This is a genomic window from Gracilibacillus oryzae, assembly GCF_009498735.1.
Taxonomy (GTDB): domain Bacteria; phylum Bacillota; class Bacilli; order Bacillales; family Amphibacillaceae; genus Gracilibacillus; species Gracilibacillus oryzae.
Genome location: NZ_ML762458.1, coordinates 1 through 17,168 on the forward strand (window position 1 = coordinate 1; position 17,168 = coordinate 17,168).

General features: G+C 39.5%; 14 protein-coding genes and 1 riboswitch. Of the genes, 4 read left to right on the forward strand and 10 right to left on the reverse strand.

Going from position 1 to position 17,168, the window contains the following annotated elements; translation table 11 throughout:
- Positions 1–370: 370 nt before the first annotated feature.
- A complete protein-coding gene (locus tag F9U64_RS21540; RefSeq protein ID WP_153406958.1) occupies positions 371–2,215 on the reverse strand; it encodes a cation:proton antiporter in 1,845 nt (614 codons plus the stop codon).
- Positions 2,216–2,401: 186 nt separating this feature from the next.
- Here F9U64_RS21540 and recQ point away from each other — a divergent pair, with 186 nt between their 5' ends.
- Positions 2,402–4,498, forward strand: a complete 2,097-nt coding sequence (gene recQ / locus F9U64_RS21545) for a DNA helicase RecQ (RefSeq protein WP_153406959.1) — start codon at positions 2,402–2,404, stop codon at positions 4,496–4,498.
- Positions 4,499–4,603: 105 nt separating this feature from the next.
- Here recQ and F9U64_RS21550 read toward each other — a convergent pair whose 3' ends face one another.
- The 4 genes from F9U64_RS21550 to F9U64_RS21565 form a co-directional block, all read right to left on the reverse strand.
- Positions 4,604–5,845 (reverse strand): aminopeptidase, encoded by a 1,242-nt coding sequence (locus tag F9U64_RS21550; RefSeq protein WP_153406960.1) that lies wholly within the window; start codon positions 5,843–5,845, stop codon positions 4,604–4,606.
- Between the two features lie 2 nt (positions 5,846–5,847).
- Positions 5,848–7,683 carry an ABC-F family ATP-binding cassette domain-containing protein gene (locus tag F9U64_RS21555; RefSeq protein ID WP_323125862.1) on the reverse strand — a complete coding sequence of 612 codons (1,836 nt, stop codon included), beginning with the start codon at positions 7,681–7,683 and terminating at the stop codon, positions 5,848–5,850.
- Positions 7,684–7,765: 82 nt separating this feature from the next.
- Positions 7,766–9,208 (reverse strand): cardiolipin synthase, encoded by a 1,443-nt coding sequence (gene cls / locus F9U64_RS21560; protein ID WP_153406962.1) that lies wholly within the window; start codon positions 9,206–9,208, stop codon positions 7,766–7,768.
- Positions 9,209–9,275: 67 nt separating this feature from the next.
- Positions 9,276–9,743: an Hsp20/alpha crystallin family protein gene (locus F9U64_RS21565; RefSeq protein ID WP_153406963.1), complete on the reverse strand. Its 468-nt coding sequence runs from the start codon at positions 9,741–9,743 to the stop codon at positions 9,276–9,278.
- 138 nt (positions 9,744–9,881) lie between these two features.
- A riboswitch (SAM riboswitch) is annotated at positions 9,882–9,996 on the forward strand.
- A gap of 81 nt (positions 9,997–10,077) precedes the next feature.
- Here F9U64_RS21565 and F9U64_RS21570 point away from each other — a divergent pair.
- From F9U64_RS21570 to F9U64_RS21580, 3 genes are all read left to right on the forward strand, one after another.
- Entirely contained in the window at positions 10,078–11,790 is a 1,713-nt protein-coding gene (locus tag F9U64_RS21570) for a PLP-dependent aspartate aminotransferase family protein (protein ID WP_153406964.1), read from the forward strand.
- A 502-nt stretch (positions 11,791–12,292) separates the two neighbouring features.
- The gene (locus tag F9U64_RS21575; protein WP_228275840.1) at positions 12,293–13,099 is read left to right on the forward strand and encodes a GDSL-type esterase/lipase family protein; all 807 of its coding nucleotides are present in this window, start codon (positions 12,293–12,295) and stop codon (positions 13,097–13,099) included.
- A 100-nt stretch (positions 13,100–13,199) separates the two neighbouring features.
- Entirely contained in the window at positions 13,200–13,805 is a 606-nt protein-coding gene (locus F9U64_RS21580) for a YpmS family protein (RefSeq protein ID WP_228275841.1), read from the forward strand.
- A gap of 13 nt (positions 13,806–13,818) precedes the next feature.
- On the opposite strand, the gene F9U64_RS21585 is transcribed toward F9U64_RS21580, so the two are convergent.
- From F9U64_RS21585 to F9U64_RS21605, 5 genes are all read right to left on the reverse strand, one after another.
- On the reverse strand, positions 13,819–14,451 hold the full coding sequence (locus F9U64_RS21585) for a response regulator (protein WP_153406965.1): 633 nt from the start codon (positions 14,449–14,451) through the stop codon (positions 13,819–13,821).
- Positions 14,448–15,479, reverse strand: coding sequence for a sensor histidine kinase (locus tag F9U64_RS21590; protein WP_153406966.1), 1,032 nt, complete (start codon positions 15,477–15,479; stop codon positions 14,448–14,450). The genes F9U64_RS21585 and F9U64_RS21590 overlap by 4 nt, the downstream gene beginning before the upstream one ends.
- Positions 15,476–16,186, reverse strand: coding sequence for a cell wall-active antibiotics response protein LiaF (gene liaF / locus F9U64_RS21595; RefSeq protein WP_153406967.1), 711 nt, complete (start codon positions 16,184–16,186; stop codon positions 15,476–15,478). Before liaF ends, F9U64_RS21590 begins: the two co-directional genes overlap by 4 nt.
- Before the next feature lie 94 nt (positions 16,187–16,280).
- On the reverse strand, positions 16,281–16,910 hold the full coding sequence (locus tag F9U64_RS21600) for a PspA/IM30 family protein (RefSeq protein ID WP_153406968.1): 630 nt from the start codon (positions 16,908–16,910) through the stop codon (positions 16,281–16,283).
- Positions 16,911–16,931: 21 nt separating this feature from the next.
- Positions 16,932–17,168 (reverse strand): lmo0954 family membrane protein (locus tag F9U64_RS21605; protein WP_194287468.1); only part of this gene is annotated, 237 nt, incomplete at its 5' end.

Sequence of the window (17,168 nt, forward strand, 5' to 3'; positions counted from 1 at the left end):
ATCGTGGTTGAAAACATTGTATCATGAGGAAAGCTATAATGGCTTTTCTTTTTACACAATTATACTGGCTTAACCATCCAACCTCTTCTCTTGGCATTTAAATCGTCTCCGAATGCCTTCAGACTCCATCCAACCTCTTCTCTTGGCATTTAAATCGTCTCCGAATGCCTTCAGACTCCCTTCAATCGCCTCTCTTGGCATCCAAATCGTCTCTGAATGCCTTCTGACTACGTTCAACCACTTCTCTTGGCATTCAAGTATTTTTTCCTATCAACCATCACCTCCTCCCCAGCTTTTATAGCCAGAATTTATCAGGACGCGCAAACCCACACATAAAAACTCACCTAACAGAAAAAACCGGCAACTGCATTCAGCTGCCGGCTTTTTTGTTTTCCAGTTTTTCTTTTATTTTACTAAACTCTTTACTTGGAGGTGTCAAACTGACGATGGTATCGCCTGCTGTTGCTGTTGTTTCCCTGTCATCAGTAAAGAATTCGATTTGCTTCGACTGTTTTAAAACAAACAGCAGAACTGTTTCATCATGTTTATCACGCAGATATGTTTCCAGTTTATATTGGGAAGTGAGCGTTGTTTTTCTTAACACATACCCTGCTTTCAATTTATACTTTAAATCTTCAATACCTTCTGCAGGTGAAAATACTTCCTGACCGCCAATGGTATGGTTAAGATCATCCAGCTGATCCCCGCTGCGATTCTGACGTGACAGTCTGTATACACTTTTCCTTCCGAATTCCGGAATAAAGGTAGAACAGACCAGTGCATTATAGGAATCGTATTCTGTCGCACTAATCAAATAATCATATGGTGTAAAATCAATCGAATATTCCATCTGCTCTGATAATATTTCCCCATAGGTATGATTGATTCCTGCTCTTCTGGCACGATTCAACCGGTCCCAGGAGGAATCCACTACCATCACCGGAATATTCAGTTCTTCCATCACTTTCGCTAATGAGACAGAAAAACGGTTGGACCCGACAATAATGGCACCAGGTTTTCCTTCTGAAGACAGATTCAGCTTTCTTGCCAGCCAGCCGATGGAAAAGCCATGGACACATACGGTGGCGAAGACGAGGGCAAATGTCAACGATGTAACGAGAGACGCTCCTTCAAACCCTTCATCTTCCAGCACACTGGCAAAATAGCTTGCTACGGTCAGTGCCACAATACCTCTTGGCGCAATCCAGCCGACCAATGTCTTTTCCTGCAAAGATAAGCCTGTTCCGATTGTTGATACAAAAATAGAAAGCGGACGGACAATAAATAACATTAACAGAACATAAATAATAATTTCCGGGCGAAATACATCTTTCAATGTATCCATTGTCAGAGATGATGTTAACAAAATAAAAACAGTTGATGTTAACAAAATCGAAATGTTCTCTTTAAAGTGGCGCATGTCTTTAATTGATGAAATCCCGATATTTGCCAGGGTCATCCCCATTGCTGTTACAGCTAACAATCCTGTTTCATGCTTTACTTCGTCTGCAATGGTAAAACATGCAATAACCGCACCAAACATGGAAGGTGACTTCAGATATTCAGGAATATGCCCTGATTCAAACATCCAGCCAATCACTTTTCCGAAAATATAACCTAATACAACAGCAAACAATGATGCTAAGAAGAATAGCAGCAGTGCTGATGCATCCCGTGAATCAGATGACAAGAAGACAATTATTTCAAAAGCAAATACTGCTAACAATGCACCAAACGGGTCGACAACAATACCTTCCCACTTCAATATTTTGGAAGGAACCGGCTTTAATTTAGATTGTCTCAGCAATGGCAGAATCACGGTAGGACCTGTTACAATAAAAATACCGCCGATAACGAATGCAACTGCCCAGGATAATCCTGCAACATAGTGTGCCGTTAATGAACCGAGGATCCATGATAAGAAAGCTCCCCATGTGATAATTCGAAAAACAGGCTTTCCTAATCCTTTTACTTCTTTGAATTTCAGATTTAGACTTCCTTCAAATAATATGATGGCAACAGCAATGGAAATAAATGGACGATATAAATCGCCAAACTCCTGCTCCGGGTTTATTATTCCAAATATTGGGCCTGCTAATAATCCAGCAATGGACATCACTACGATTGCAGGCAATTGAAATTTCCATGCAATCCATTGGGAGCCTATCCCTAAAATTCCTATGATCATAAAAATTAGCAATAATGAATCCACCATTTGAATGAATCCCTCCTTCATATTGAAATATCTATTATTCTAGGCATTTTTTGTTGAGGTATTACGTTTTTATAGATTAAAGGTTTTTTCCGTTATATGCAATAATAATGTTATGATAATAATGACTTTTAAATAGACAGTGACAATTTACCGAAAATCGATATTTTTTAAAAAAGGAAGAGATACATGTTAAAAGAAGCAAGAAATGTACTGAAAACATATTTTGGCTATGATGATTTCCGCAAAGGACAGGCAACTGTCATTGAACAAACAATCGGGAAGCAAAACTCGCTTGCGATTATGCCGACTGGTGGCGGAAAATCGATCTGTTATCAGGTACCAGGCCTCGTTACACCAGAAACAACATTGGTAATTTCTCCATTGATCTCGTTAATGAAAGATCAAGTCGATGCCTTAACATCACTTGGTATTACAGCAACGTTTATTAACAGTTCTCTGTCTAATGAAGAACAAAGAGATCGAATGGCAGCTTTGCGTCAAGGAAGGTATAAATTTATCTATGTCGCTCCGGAACGATTTGATTCTGATGCTTTTCTGCGCACATTAGATTCTATTCCCCTTTCGACAATTGCTTTTGATGAAGCTCATTGTATCTCACAATGGGGACATGATTTCAGACCGAGCTACAGAACAGTAGTCAGCCGTGTCAAACAGCTTGCAACAATCCCGACATTAATGGGACTGACAGCAACTGCAACAGATGAAGTCATTCGTGATCTGCAGCAATTATTAGATGTAAGTGATGACCATGTTATCAAGACTGGTTTCGCCCGTGATAATTTAACATTTCAGGTCGTGAAGGGCCAAAGTCGTTCGGCATATATTGAAGAATTCGTGCGTCTTCGTAAGGACGAACCTGGAATAATCTATGCCATCACCAGAAAACAGGTCGACCAGATACATTTTTCCTTAAAAGAAAAAGGGTTGAATGTCAGTAAATATCATGCTGGTATGAGTGAGATGGCACGTAAGGATGCGCAAAATGCTTTTATTCAGGATGATACAACGGTCATGATTGCAACAAATGCGTTCGGAATGGGTATTGATAAATCAAATGTACGGTATGTGATTCATTATGCGTTGCCGAAAAACTTGGAAAGTTATTATCAGGAAGCTGGTCGTGCGGGTCGTGATGGTGCACCAAGTGACTGTATCTTATTATTCTCCGGACAGGATATTCATACACAAAAATATTTGATTGAGCAGTCTGAAATGGTGGAGGACAAGAAAAAGCAGGAATACGGGAAATTACAGGCGATGGTCAATTACTGTCATACCAATCAGTGTCTGCAAAGTTATGTGCTGGATTATTTTAACGATGACACAGGTGCAGAGGATTGCGGCAAGTGCTCAAATTGCAAGGATGATTCCGATAAAGTGGACAGAACGAAGGAAGCGCAAATGGTACTTTCCTGTGTAAAGCGGATGGGTGAAAGGTTTGGTGCGAGTATTACGGCAAAAGTATTAAGAGGTTCCAATGACAGAAAGGTTCTGCAATTTGGATTTAACCGCCTTTCGACATACGGCTTACTCGCACACCTGAAAGAGAAAGATCTGGTAGAATTTATTCATTTTTTAGTTGCGGAAAATTATCTGATTGCTGAAGAAGGCAAATTTCCTGTTTTACGCTTAGGCAAGCGTGCAGTCGATGTTTTAAAAGGATCCGCTCCTGTGATGATGCAAGTGGCGAAAGTGGAAAAACGAGAGACTGGCGAGTATGATGAAATACTTTTTGAGAAATTACGGTTGTTGCGCAAAGAAACAGCGGATAACCAGGGTGTTCCGCCATATGTTGTGTTTACAGATAAATCTTTAACCGAAATGGCCCGTCTGCTGCCGAGAACGAAGCAGGCCATGCTGTTAATCCATGGTGTCGGGGAAAAGAAATACGACCAATTTGGTGAAGAATTTCTGGAAGTAATTGAGCAATATGCAGAGGAAAAACAGGAGAAGGCAAACGATAAGCGGCCTAGTTATTTCATTAGCTATGAAATGTTTACTGAAGAGAAACTGGATATTGGTGAGATAGCTGATAACAGGGAAATCGGAGAGAATACCGTCTTGCAGCACTTGATGCAGGCTGTAAAGGAAGGAAAGGAATTAGACTGGTCTCGAATTATCTCAGCTGATGTTGAGCAAAACGTGATGGCTGTATATGAAGAGGTGGAGGAACCAAGGTTAAAAGTGTTAAAAGAAGCTCTGCCTGAAGAATATTCTTATGAAGAAATCCGTTGTGCGTTGATAAAGAATGGGAAAATGTAGAGAAGCTGAGCAGTAAGCGGGTGGAGTTTAATTGCTGGTTGTGCTGTTTATTTGCAGGTTCCCAACTACAGGAAAAGTCTAGCATCGCTGCTAGACTTTTCCTTCTTACTTATTAAAATCCAATGCCCATTCCCCTTCTCTAAAGACAGGTTCGAGGGTTCCGTCTGCTGTTTCGCCGTCAATTGATAAGTCTGCTGATCCAATCATAAAGTCAACATGTGTCAGGCTGTCGTTGATGCCATTTTGATCTAATTCTTCTTCATTCATATCAGAGCCGCCTTCTACATTTGTCGGGTAGGCTTTTCCTAATGCAATGTGGCATGATGCATTTTCGTCAAATAATGTATTATAGAAAATCAAATCAGATTGTGAAATTGGTGATGAATGTGGAACCAATGCCAGTTCGCCTAGATGTTTGGCACCTTCATCTGTATCGAGTAAATGCTTTAATGTGTCATAGCCTTTTTCTGCTTCGAAGTCGACCACTTTTCCATCTTTAAATGTTAAGCTGAAGCCGTCAATCATATTACCGCCATAAATAAGTGGTTTGGTTGCTGTTACTTTTCCATTCACTCCATATTTATGCGGTACTGTGAACACTTCTTCTGTCGGCATGTTCGGATTAAAGGACACACCATTTGTCATTTCTGCAGATCCGCCTTTCCAGATATGGCCTTCAGGCAACTCAAAGCGGATATCTGTGCCTTCTGATTTAAACACTAATGCACGATAAGCCTTTTTGTTTAAAAATGCGCGCGCCTGATGTAATAATTGATTGTGCTTTTCCCATGCCGCTACAGGATCTTCCTTGTCAACACGGACAATCTTAAAAATCGCATCCCATAGGCTTTCGATTGCATCATCTTTTGATTTGTCCGGGAAGATTTTCTGTGCCCAGTCTCCTGTTGGAATGGAAATGATCGACCATGGAATTCGATCATTCATCGTATACTGGCGGAATTCTTTCATCGCTTCACCGCTCGCTTTGTTAGCTTTGGCTACTTTTGCCGGATCAATATCTTTTAACAAATCTGGATTGGTCGAACGGATTGCTAGTAATGCGGCACCATCTTTGGCAAAATCCAGGTGTTTTTCCACTTGCCATGCAGGGATATCTGTTAACACTTCCTCTGTTGCATGTTGGAATTTTAATAAAGTAAGCTCATCATCTGTCCAATTAATGTGGACATTCTTGGCACCAAGTTCATATGCTTTTCTTGCAACGATCCGTGTAAAGTCCACACCTTCAATAGACGAGTTGATCACAAGTGCCTGATCTTTTTGTAAATTCACTCCTGTTTTTAATGCTAATTCCGCGTACTTTTCTAATAATTGCTGTTCTGCCATTTTTAATCCTCCTCTAATTCTTCAACTAATAAGGAAAGTTCTTCCCATCGCTCCATCTTTTTTTCCAACAGGGTTTCCAGCTCATTCTGCTTTTCAAATAATGGGTTGATCTTGCCAATATCACTGCCAGCTGCTTCAATTTCTGCCTGAATGGAATCCAGTTCTTCCTCTAATGAAGTGATTGTTTCTTCTATTGTATCCCATTCCTGCTGGTCCTGATAAGATAGACGTTTCTTTTTACGCCTAGTTGGCTGTTTGCTCACTTTTTCAATTTTCACTTGTGCTTCTTTTACACTTTGCAGTTCCCTGAATTCCGTATAATTTCCGTAAAAATGTGTTAATACTTCATCACCTGTAAAAGCAATTACCTGATCAATTGTTTTATCAAGAAAATAGCGGTCATGGGAAACTGTTAACATGACACCTGGAAAGCTGTCTAAATAATCTTCTAATACCGCTAATGTTTCGGTGTCCAGATCATTTGTCGGCTCATCTAAAAACAATACATTCGGCTCCTGCATCAAGACAGTGAGTAAATATAGTCTTCGTCTTTCTCCACCAGACAGTTTGCGGACAAGCGTCCATTGCTGCGGTCTTGGAAAAAGGAATCTTTCCAGCATTTGTTCTGCCGTGATGACGTCGCCGTTGATTGTATGAACAACCTCTGCTACATCTCTGACTACATCAATGACTTTGGCTGTTTCTTCTAACGGCGGATGATCTTGAGTGTAATAACCGATCTTAACTGTTTCCCCAACATCGATTGTACCGCTGTCCGGTTTTATTTTGCCTGCAAGGATATTTAATAATGTTGTTTTTCCACTGCCATTCGCGCCAACAATACCGATCCTGTCACCAGGGTTTATTAGAAAATTAAAATCCCGGAATAGTGTTTTTCCCTGGTAGCTCTTCGCCAGGCCTTCTACTTCCAAAACCTTCTTGCCCAACCGAACAGAACCAACGCCAAACGCTATCTTATCCTTGTTTGTCTGGAAGCTGACTTCTTTTAACTGCTCAGCCCTGTCAATTCTTGCTTTTTGTTTCGTTGTTCGTGCCTTTACCCCGCTCCGGAGCCATTCAATTTCTTTTTTTAACAGGCTTTTGTGCTTTTTCTCTGCCTGGATTTCCTGCTCTTCCCGTAAAGCCTTCTGCTCAAGAAATGTTTCATAGTTCCCCTGATATGTATACATATTCCCTTTATCCAGTTCAAAAATACGATTGGTCACACGGTTGAGAAAATAACGATCGTGTGTGACAAGCAAAATGGCTCCTTTATATTGTGGAATGTATTCTTCCAGCCATTCAATCGTATCATTGTCCAAATGGTTTGTCGGCTCGTCCAAAATCAGCAAATCAGCTGGCTGAATCAGGGCTTTCGCAATGGCCACCCTTTTTTTCTGCCCGCCGGAAAGCTCCTCCACTTTCTGATCCATTTTTGTTATCCCTAATTTCGTAAGGATCGTTTTTGCTCCTGTCATGGCGTCCCATGCCTCTAAGCGGTCCATCTCTTCCTGCATTTGCAGCAGTTTTTGCTGTAACGAATTGTTCTCAGGGTCCCGCTCTAATTCTAGTACTGCTTTTTCATAATTTCTTAGTGTAATTATTGTCAATGCATTGCCATAATAAATTTGTTCAAGGACGGACAACCCTGAGTCTAATTCCGGTTCCTGGTCAAGGTATTCGATCTGATAATCATTGGGATGATCGATTTCCCCTGCTTCAGCCGTATCGAATCTTGCTAAAACTTTTAACAATGTCGATTTTCCCGTCCCATTGACGCCAATTAAACCAATCCGGTCATTCTCGCTGATGGAGAAAGAAATGTTATCAAACAACATTTTTTCTCCATATGTCTTTGTCAAACCTTCTATTTTCAAGCCTCGCAATATAGTCAATCCTCTCTTTCGGTATGCTTTTGCGTTATAATATTGGTGAAATCAATCGAGAAATGGATTCTTTGAACTTGATCCATAATGGCCTTTTTTGATATAGTGCATATGTTAATTGGGTGACATGTTCCATATCTTTCTCAAACTCATCAACAAGCATTTCTGCCAATGTTTCATTATATAAAAAAGCATTCACCTCAAAGTTCAAACGAAAACTTCTCACATCAATATTGGCTGTCCCGACAGACGCTATTTTTCCATCAACTACAATCATCTTAGCATGTAAGAACCCTTTTTGATAAATATAAACAGTTGCCCCTGCTTTGAGCATTTCGCCAATATAAGAATAAGTTGCCCAGTAAACAAAAGGGTGATCCGGCTTATTCGGGATCATGATTCTTACATCGACACCTGATAAGCACGCGATTTTCACTGCATCCAGCAGACTTTCATCAGGAATAAAGTATGGTGTCTGGATAAACACATACTTCTTAGCAGACATGATCATTTTAATATAGCCGTTTTTAATCTGCTCCCACTCGGAGTCCGGTCCGCTTGAGACAATCTGCATCCCGATTTTGCCTGAAGGCTGTGCCTGATAATAACGTTCATTGTATTCAATATCATTACGAGAAGCCTGATTCCAATCAAGAATAAAGCGTGTCTGCATATGATTTACAGCACTTCCCTCCACCCGTAAATGAGTGTCACGCCAGTAGCCGAACCGTTTATCAACACCTAAGTATTCATCACCAATATTAAATCCGCCTGTATAGCCGATTTTCCCATCAATAATAGCAAGCTTGCGGTGATTCCGATGATTAATTTTCAGGTTTACTTTTGGAATCAATGGTGGAAAAAATCCTTCAACCTCAGCCCCTGCTTCGCGCATTTTTCTGATCAATTTCCGGCTCAGCTTTCTTGATCCCATATCATCATACAGAAATCTTACCTGGACACCTTCCTGAGCTTTTCGCATCAGTACATCTGCTAATCTTTGTCCTAAAAGATCTGATCTTACAATATAATAAACTAAATGAACATGGTCTTTTGCTTTTTCAATATCTTCTATTAGTGCATTAAACTTACGATTACCGTCAGTAAAAATCTTTACATCATTATCCTGAGAAAAGATGGCATCATTGTTTCGTAAATGTAAGTAAAACAAATCTTCATATTCGTGCATACTTTCATCATTTACCTGAAAATTATTTGATTCAATATCTCTCAGCTGGTGCTGGACCGCTGTTTTTACCCCTAATTTACTTTTTGTATCCCATGTGAAGATGGTCTTATTGCTCAGTTTTCTGCCAAAAATTAAATAAAGGAAAAATCCAAATATCGGAATGAATGTTAATACCATAATCCATGCCCAAGTGGATGTAGCATTTTTTCTTTCTAAGAAAATGATCGCTAACGATAAAACAATATTAAATAATAAAATGATACTAATAATTAATTGAGTTGCCCCCATCAAATGACCCCCTTCCCCTGTTTAAATATAGCATACTTTTTCTATTTATGAGCCGATAGAAATCTGATTAATCTATCGACATAAAATCCTTGTCCTGCTGACTCCTTGGACCTCTTATCTGTAACAGACCATTTTCAAACTTTACTTTCACCTTTTCACGGTCGATCGGATATGGTAAGGAAATGGTACGCTCTTTATTCTGCTCTCTTCTTTCTTTCCGGTAATACTCATACGTTTGATCATACTGTTCGGTTTCTTCTTTGCTTGAAATCAAGACAGTCAGTTGATTTCCATGGACAGCTAACTTAATCTGTTCTTTGCGGATACCAGGCAGATCAATATTGACGATCCATTCTGTCTCCGTTTCCAGAATATCTACTGGAATTCTGTCAGGACCTTTTGCATTCTCAAAAAACTGGTCAATTGTTTTCATAATATTACGTGTAGGTTTTTCGTACAGGAAATCATCCAGTTTCTTTATCAGATCCTCTCCCCAATGTGGAATATTATCTGTCCTTTTCCCTTTATTACTCATTTTTGCACCTACTTTTATTATTTTTTACAGTTTATGCACCTAAAAAAATATTGCAATAGCGGATTTCAAAAAAATGAGAGATATTTTATTGACGCTAATTTAGTTTTGCTATATAATGTTACTAATTTAATCGATAGACTCTTATTACGAGAGGCAGAGGGACTAGGCCCGTTGAAGCCCGGCAACCGTCAGTTTGGACATCCAAGTTGAAAAGGTGCTAATTCCTACAGGTGGATAACCTGAAAGATAAGAGGAGGACTAAGGATACATACACCTCTTCTTACTTTGATAAGAAGAGGTTTTTTATTTTCACAAGATTAATAGGAGGGTTATTATGTCAAATTTGTTTGATTTTTCAAGTAATGAAACAACATTATTACACGGTGGCCAGCAAGTGGATCCTGCAACAAATGCACGTGCTGTACCTATTTACCAAACCACATCCTATGTTTTTAATGACACAGAACATGCCCAAAACTTATTCGGATTAGCGGAACCTGGAAACATTTATTCCCGAATCATGAATCCTACGGTAGACGCATTTGAGCAGCGTGTTGCTCAGCTGGAAGATGGTGTTGCCGCTGTTGCCACTTCATCTGGAATGGCTGCGATTACAATGGCAATTCTCAACCTCGCCAATTCCGGTGACGAGATTCTGGCAGACAGTAACTTATATGGAGGCACTTATAACTTATTTCACACAACTCTGCCCAAGTATGGAATTGAAGTGAAGTTCATTTACGGAACAAACCCTGAGAACTTCCGCGCTCATATTACACCGAAAACAAAAGCAATATTCGGAGAAATTATTACAAACCCAAGTTTAAATATTTTCGATGTCGAAGCTGTTGCTGATATTGCACATGAAAATGGCATCCCGCTGATTATTGATAATACATTTGCACCTTATCTGTGCAAACCAATTCTATGGGGTGCAGATATTGTGGTACATAGCGCAACAAAGTGGATTGGCGGCCATGGAACATCAATTGGCGGGGTCATTGTAGATGCTGGCCGATTTAATTGGAACAGTGACAAGTTCCCGGGATTTGTGGAACCAGATGAGACATATCATGGTATCCGCTTTGGTATTGATGTTGGTCCAGCTGCGTTTGCGACGAAGTTCCGTGTCCAGTTATTACGTGACATTGGTGCATGTTTAAGTCCGCAGAATGCTTTCTACTTCCTTCAGGGATTAGAAACGTTACATTTACGTATCGAACGTCATAACGAAAATGCGCAAACTGTTGCGGAATATTTAACAGGTCACCCACAAGTGGAATGGGTAAATTACCCGGGATTAGAAAACCACCCTTCCCATAACCTTGCGAAAAAATATTTGCGCGGCCATTTTGGTTCCATCATTACATTTGGCATCAAAGGCGGCAAAGATGCCGGCCGTGCGATTATTAATAATATTCAATTATGGTCACATGTGGCAAATGTCGGCGATGCGAAATCATTGATTATTCATCCGGCATCAACTACACATCAGCAGTTAAATGATGAGCAATTAAAAGCTTCCGGCGTATCACAAGAACTTGTTCGTCTATCTGTAGGTATCGAAACACCTGCTGACATTATTAACGATTTGGATCAAGCTATAGCAAAAGCAACCAACAGTGAACCGACAGTAAAGGTGGATGATGATAAAGCAATCGCATGGGCATTGTCTTCCCCATTCGCACGGGAAAATGGCGGACTTCGCCAAAAGCATATTGTTGTCATCGGCTATAGTGAAAAAGCAGCTGACACTATTGCTAAACTGCAAAAAGCAGGCTTCCTAATTACACCAGTAAGCGAACAGGAATCTGCACTTTATGGTGTATCCACAGTTAATAGCCCTTCTGAAATAGAAGGAGAAATTGATATAACATTTGTTATTGAATCTAGTAATGCTAGTCTTGTTTCTGATCAATCAAAAATTGTATGGTTTAGAAATGCTGCAGACAGCGCCATTCAATCTAAAGCGGAAGCAAATGGACAGATTGTTATCGAGAACCGCTGTCCATTTGAGGAAGCAGACCGCTTACGCCGAGGAGAGTAATCTCCATCAACCCTAGTTATTTATCTCCCCAAGATAAATATAGATAGAAGAACCGTGGATCATTCGGATTCACGGTTCTTCATATTTACGAAAGTGCAATGTTGTGATACAGTGAGACTTTGATCAGAGGGTTTTTTCCTCTGATCATTAGCGAAACTTATCAGGATGTTTAGCGTCTGTTTATCCCCCCGTAACTTCTTTGAGCTACTTAAAACAAAGCGGGGGATATTACAGACGGTTAGCGCTGTGATACAGTGAGACTTTGATCAGAGGGTTATTCCTCTGATCATTAGCGAAACTTATCAGGATGCTCAGTGCTGTGATCAAATCCATATCTTCGAAAGACACCTGACAGTCTGATATCCATTATTTTCAGCAATATCATGTTTCCTCTCTTCCGAGCATACATTGTATCATCATGAAAGTGTAAAAAAGGAACAGAATGGGTATAAAGTGAATAGATGCTCAATCTGAGAATACTACGACAATTGAAGGTGTAACAATGAGCAAAAAATTAATAGTAAGTATGTTAATTTTATTATTGATAGGCAGCGCGATTACCGTGCTGGTTATAATAAATCAGGATTCCAATGAACAGGGTAATACCGGAACTTCGCAAGATAATAATCCTCCAGCTGCGGATGATTCAGATTTGAATATAGATAATGATCATGATACGAGCGTTCAAGCCCCAGCCGAAGAGCCAACAACAGAGGCAACTGAACCAACAGAAAACTTTGGTGAAACAATTAAGGATGCTTTCAATGATGCACTTACTTTCTTCAAGGAAGAGACCCATATCGTGGCGATTGGCGACTCACTGACCCATGGTGTTGGAGATGAGACAGACAATGGCGGTTATGTAGGCGTATTAGCAGAACATTTCGATAATGAGAATATGAATGTCACACTGGATAACTTCGGCAAACCTGGCAATCGATCAGATCAGCTGTTAAAACGGCTGGATAACGAGGAAATTGTCACATCGATCGAAGAAGCAGATATTGTGCTGATTACGATTGGTGCCAATGATATTATGAAAATAGTAAGAGATAACTTTATGGATTTAACAGAAGAGCCTTTTTTAGCGGAAAGAGGCCCCTATAAAGAGCGGCTGGAGCAGATTATGGACAGAATATTAACCATCCAGCCAGACACAGAAATCTATTTACTTGGTTTCTACAACCCTTTTGAAAAGTACTTTAGTGATATTGAAGCATTAGATTCAATCTTAACAAGATGGAACAATGAAAGCAGAAATGCAGGATATTTACCAGAACAGCACAGAAAATATGTTTGCAGAAGATAATTTCCATCCTAACAGACATGGCTATGAATTAATGGCAAGACGTGTCTGGTCCTATTTGCAAAATGACGAAGACTTAGTGAATAACTAGTAGGTGATAACAGTGAAAGAATCCCGGCAAAAAAATTGGAAGAGACTTTTTGTTATCTTGATGACTGTAAATATAACGATCCTGTTAGCAATCGTTATGTTTATTATGTGGCCTGTTCCTGGCGAAGAATTTCCTGATAAACAATATATCGAAGAAGAAGCTGGAGCAGAATTCACCATACAATCAAGCAAAAACAATCTTACCCAATTAGTGAATGAATATATTGATAAGCTTTTGAAGGATAAAGATGATAAATATGCGATCAGCCTTGACCAGGAAGTCCATCTTATGGGGACAATCGAGGCGTTTGAGGCAGAAGTTCCTGTTAACATTACATTTGACCCGATTGTGCAAGAGAATGGTGATGTGATATTACAATCAACAGAAATGTCGCTCGGTTTACTACGATTGCCAAAAGATAAGATCTTAAAATATGTAAATGACAAGATTAACACACCTGATTGGGTTGTCATTAACCCTAAAGAGGAATCTATTTATATTGCTTTGACGCAAATGGATATAGGTAATTTCAAAGTCAGAGTACAGCAATTTGATCTTGAGAATGATCAGTTATCTTTCCGAATTAAAATACCTAATGAGACATTGGGATTGGAGTAACCCGCTATCCGGGTTACTTGATGATCCCTTGTTGATAAGCATAGACAGCTGCCTGGGTTCTGTCCTGAACCTGAAGCTTGCTCAGTATATTGCTTACATGCACTTTTGCTGTTTTTAAAGCAATAAACAGTTCATCCGCAATTTCCTGATTGGTTTTTCCCTGTGCGATTAATAGCAGGATCTCCATTTCCCTGTTGGTCAGACTGTCATGCAAGGCATGATGATTGGACTTTCTTAAATTCTCCATCACTTTTGCTGTAACTTCTTTCTCTAAGACTGACTCCCCTTTATAGGTATCCCTTATTGCCTGTGCAATTCGATCTGCTTTAGATGTTTTCAGAATATAACTTTTTGCTCCTGCTTCTAAGGCTGGATACACTTTATCATCATCAATAAAGCTTGTGACAATTAAAATTTTCGCTTCAGGCCACTTCTCAATAATACGCCTTGTTGCTTCAATTCCATCCATTTCATCCATTACCAAATCCATCAGAATGATATCAGGTTTCAGCTCCAGTGCTAAATCAACAGCGACTTTTCCATTTGCCGCTTCTGCTATCACATCGATATCAGGCTGGGTTGACAAAAAGGCGCTGACACCAATTCGAACCATTTCGTGATCGTCTACGAAAAGCACCTTAATCATACATTTTCCTCCTCTATCATTGGCACACGAACTTCCAGGCGCGTTCCCTTTTCCGGAATACTCACGATATGTACATGCGCTCCCATCTCTGCCGCTCGTTCATACATATTCGATATCCCATAGGACCCTGCCTTTTTCTCATTCATATCAAAACCTACCCCGTCATCTTTGACTCTTAAAATAACAAGGCCGTCACGTTCAATCAGAATGGTATCAATTGTTTCCGCTTTTGCATGCCTTAGTGCGTTAGATAAAGCTTCCTGCAATATGCGGAACAAATGGTCTTCAATCCCTTTATTGACAAGAACATCTTCTACATTCCAAGTGATATGAACATGTACTTTCGTTTTCAATTCCTGCAGTAATTTTTCCATACCTTCTTTTAGTGTATTATCTTTTAACGGAACAGGTCTTAAGTGCAGTAACAGTGCCCGCATCTCGAGCTGTGCCTGTTGAATCATGGACTCTATCTGCCCAAGCTGTTTTGTCATTATCTGATTTTCTCCGCTGTTACTTGCATTTACAGCTGATACAAGCATAGATGCTGCGAATAATTCCTGACTTACAGAATCATGCAGCTCTCTTGCTAACCTGTTTCGTTCCTCTGAAATCACCTGATTCAATTTCTCTTCCTGATCGTGTGTTCGTTCTTCAATAAGCTTCTGTGTTCGTATTGTCTGCTGTTGAATAAAATCCTGGACATCCTTCATTTTCCGATGGATGACATCAATCTCTTCAAACGCAGGGTTTTCCGTAAATGCCTGATTCTTCATCAGCATTGTTAAGCTCTGTTCGAGAAAATTGACTCGCTTTCTGACAACATACGAGCTGATCAGACCAATAAACAGGCCAAATAATAATGCGATGGTTGGCACGATGAGAATAAACGGTACTTCCAACACTTTCACTTGCCATAATAATTGCCAATTATCTATTGGAAAGGCAAGATAAAACAGCAAACTGACCAGTAAAAGAAAAGTAAATGTTAAAATAATGCTGATTAAAAATAACCTGCTGTATATTTTCATCCTCTTTTCACCTCAAGCTTTCCGACCAGAACTTGAGTGAAAATCTTTACCTTCTGCGGTGCGTGGTCGTAGCCATCTGTCTTCCTGTAGATGCTGCGGTTAAATGCATGCTGTTCCTGATCATTCATTACCATATATTCTCCGTAGAGGACGGAATGTTCCACAATTACTTCCACATCATATGGAACAATAATTTCGATATTTCCGACAAGCTGCCTTATCACAATAACAGATTCTTCTTCAGGTAATACGGTATTATTTAGATCAATCGTAACGTCACTAATCACTGATTGCAGATTTAAGTCTTGCCAGGCAAAAGGTTCTTTACCTTTATGAAATGTTCCAAACCAGTTACTTTTATACATCGTGCCGTCTTCTGCCAGATCATCAGAAAATTTAGGAATATATATTTCTTTTCGCGGCTTTGATTGGTACCATTTCCATACAATATATCCAATCACCACAAGAAAAATAAACCGGACAGCGATCGTATTGATGATAACAATAAACAAGCAAACGACAGCTCCCCAGAAAATGGCTTTCCCACCTGATTTGTGATAGCTGCGCCGGCCAAAATAAATCCCAATAAATGTTAGTGCAATAATAAACAGGAGGCCTGTATCGATAAAGAAAAACTCAATCGCAAATAATATACACCCACTGATAATCAATAGACGTATTAAATCTGTTTTCCCTAAATTGGACATCTGACAAAACCTCCTGTCTTTCGCTTCTTAAATTTATGAGAAATTAGAAAAATCAAGGTGCAGAATTTCTGCACCTTTTTAGAATATCATGTTTTTAGTTTAAGTTAGAAGCCTTTTTTTCCAATTCAGCAAATCTGGCATCAAGTGTGTGCAGGCGATATTCGGTATGAACACGCTGTTCGATTCTTTCAATATAGCTTTCGAGCTCGGCAAATTTAGATGCGCTCTTGGAAATTAATTCTGTTTCCAGGACTTTGTTCATTCCCTGCTTAGTTCTTGCAATGTTCTCACGGCTCTTTAACTCTAAACGCTTGACATACAGATCTTTTAATTTTTGCTTCATTTGAACATATTTTGTTTCCAACAGTTCAAGATCTTTAATTGACTGACTTTCCATTGTCTGAAGCTGGCTTACTCTTGCCTCAAATTGATCTAATTCCGTTTTCGCTTCGTCCGCCAAGTTTGCCTCTTCCATAGATGTTGCCAATTCATATTGTTTTTTGCGTTTTTCCACCATTAAAGTAGCATGAGCCAATTCTCTTGAAATATCGTACTTGATTTCATATTGCTTTTCCACTAAAGATTTTATTTTCTTTACCTCATGTTCGCATTCCCGGATATACTGGTTCACATGGGCAATAGGATTTTTTTCTTCTTTCTGGTCCATGATTTCATGTAAGTCCGCCATTACTGAGTCCTTGATTCGTGTAAATAAGTTTGTCATTTTTATTTCCTCCCTTAATTTTTATAACTTATCCCAATTTAATTCTGATTGTGTATAGTATGGATCTTGCTTTTCCTGTTTCCATTTCTTGTATGTGTAATAAAGGACAACTAATGCTACTACACCAATTAATGCAGGAATGTTTGATAACGACATGGAAACACCGATTAAGACAACGATTGCCCAAAAGACTTTTCCACCAGTTGTATCTGCAAGGATGAATTTCTTCACTCCATAGTAGGCAATGATGACACTAAT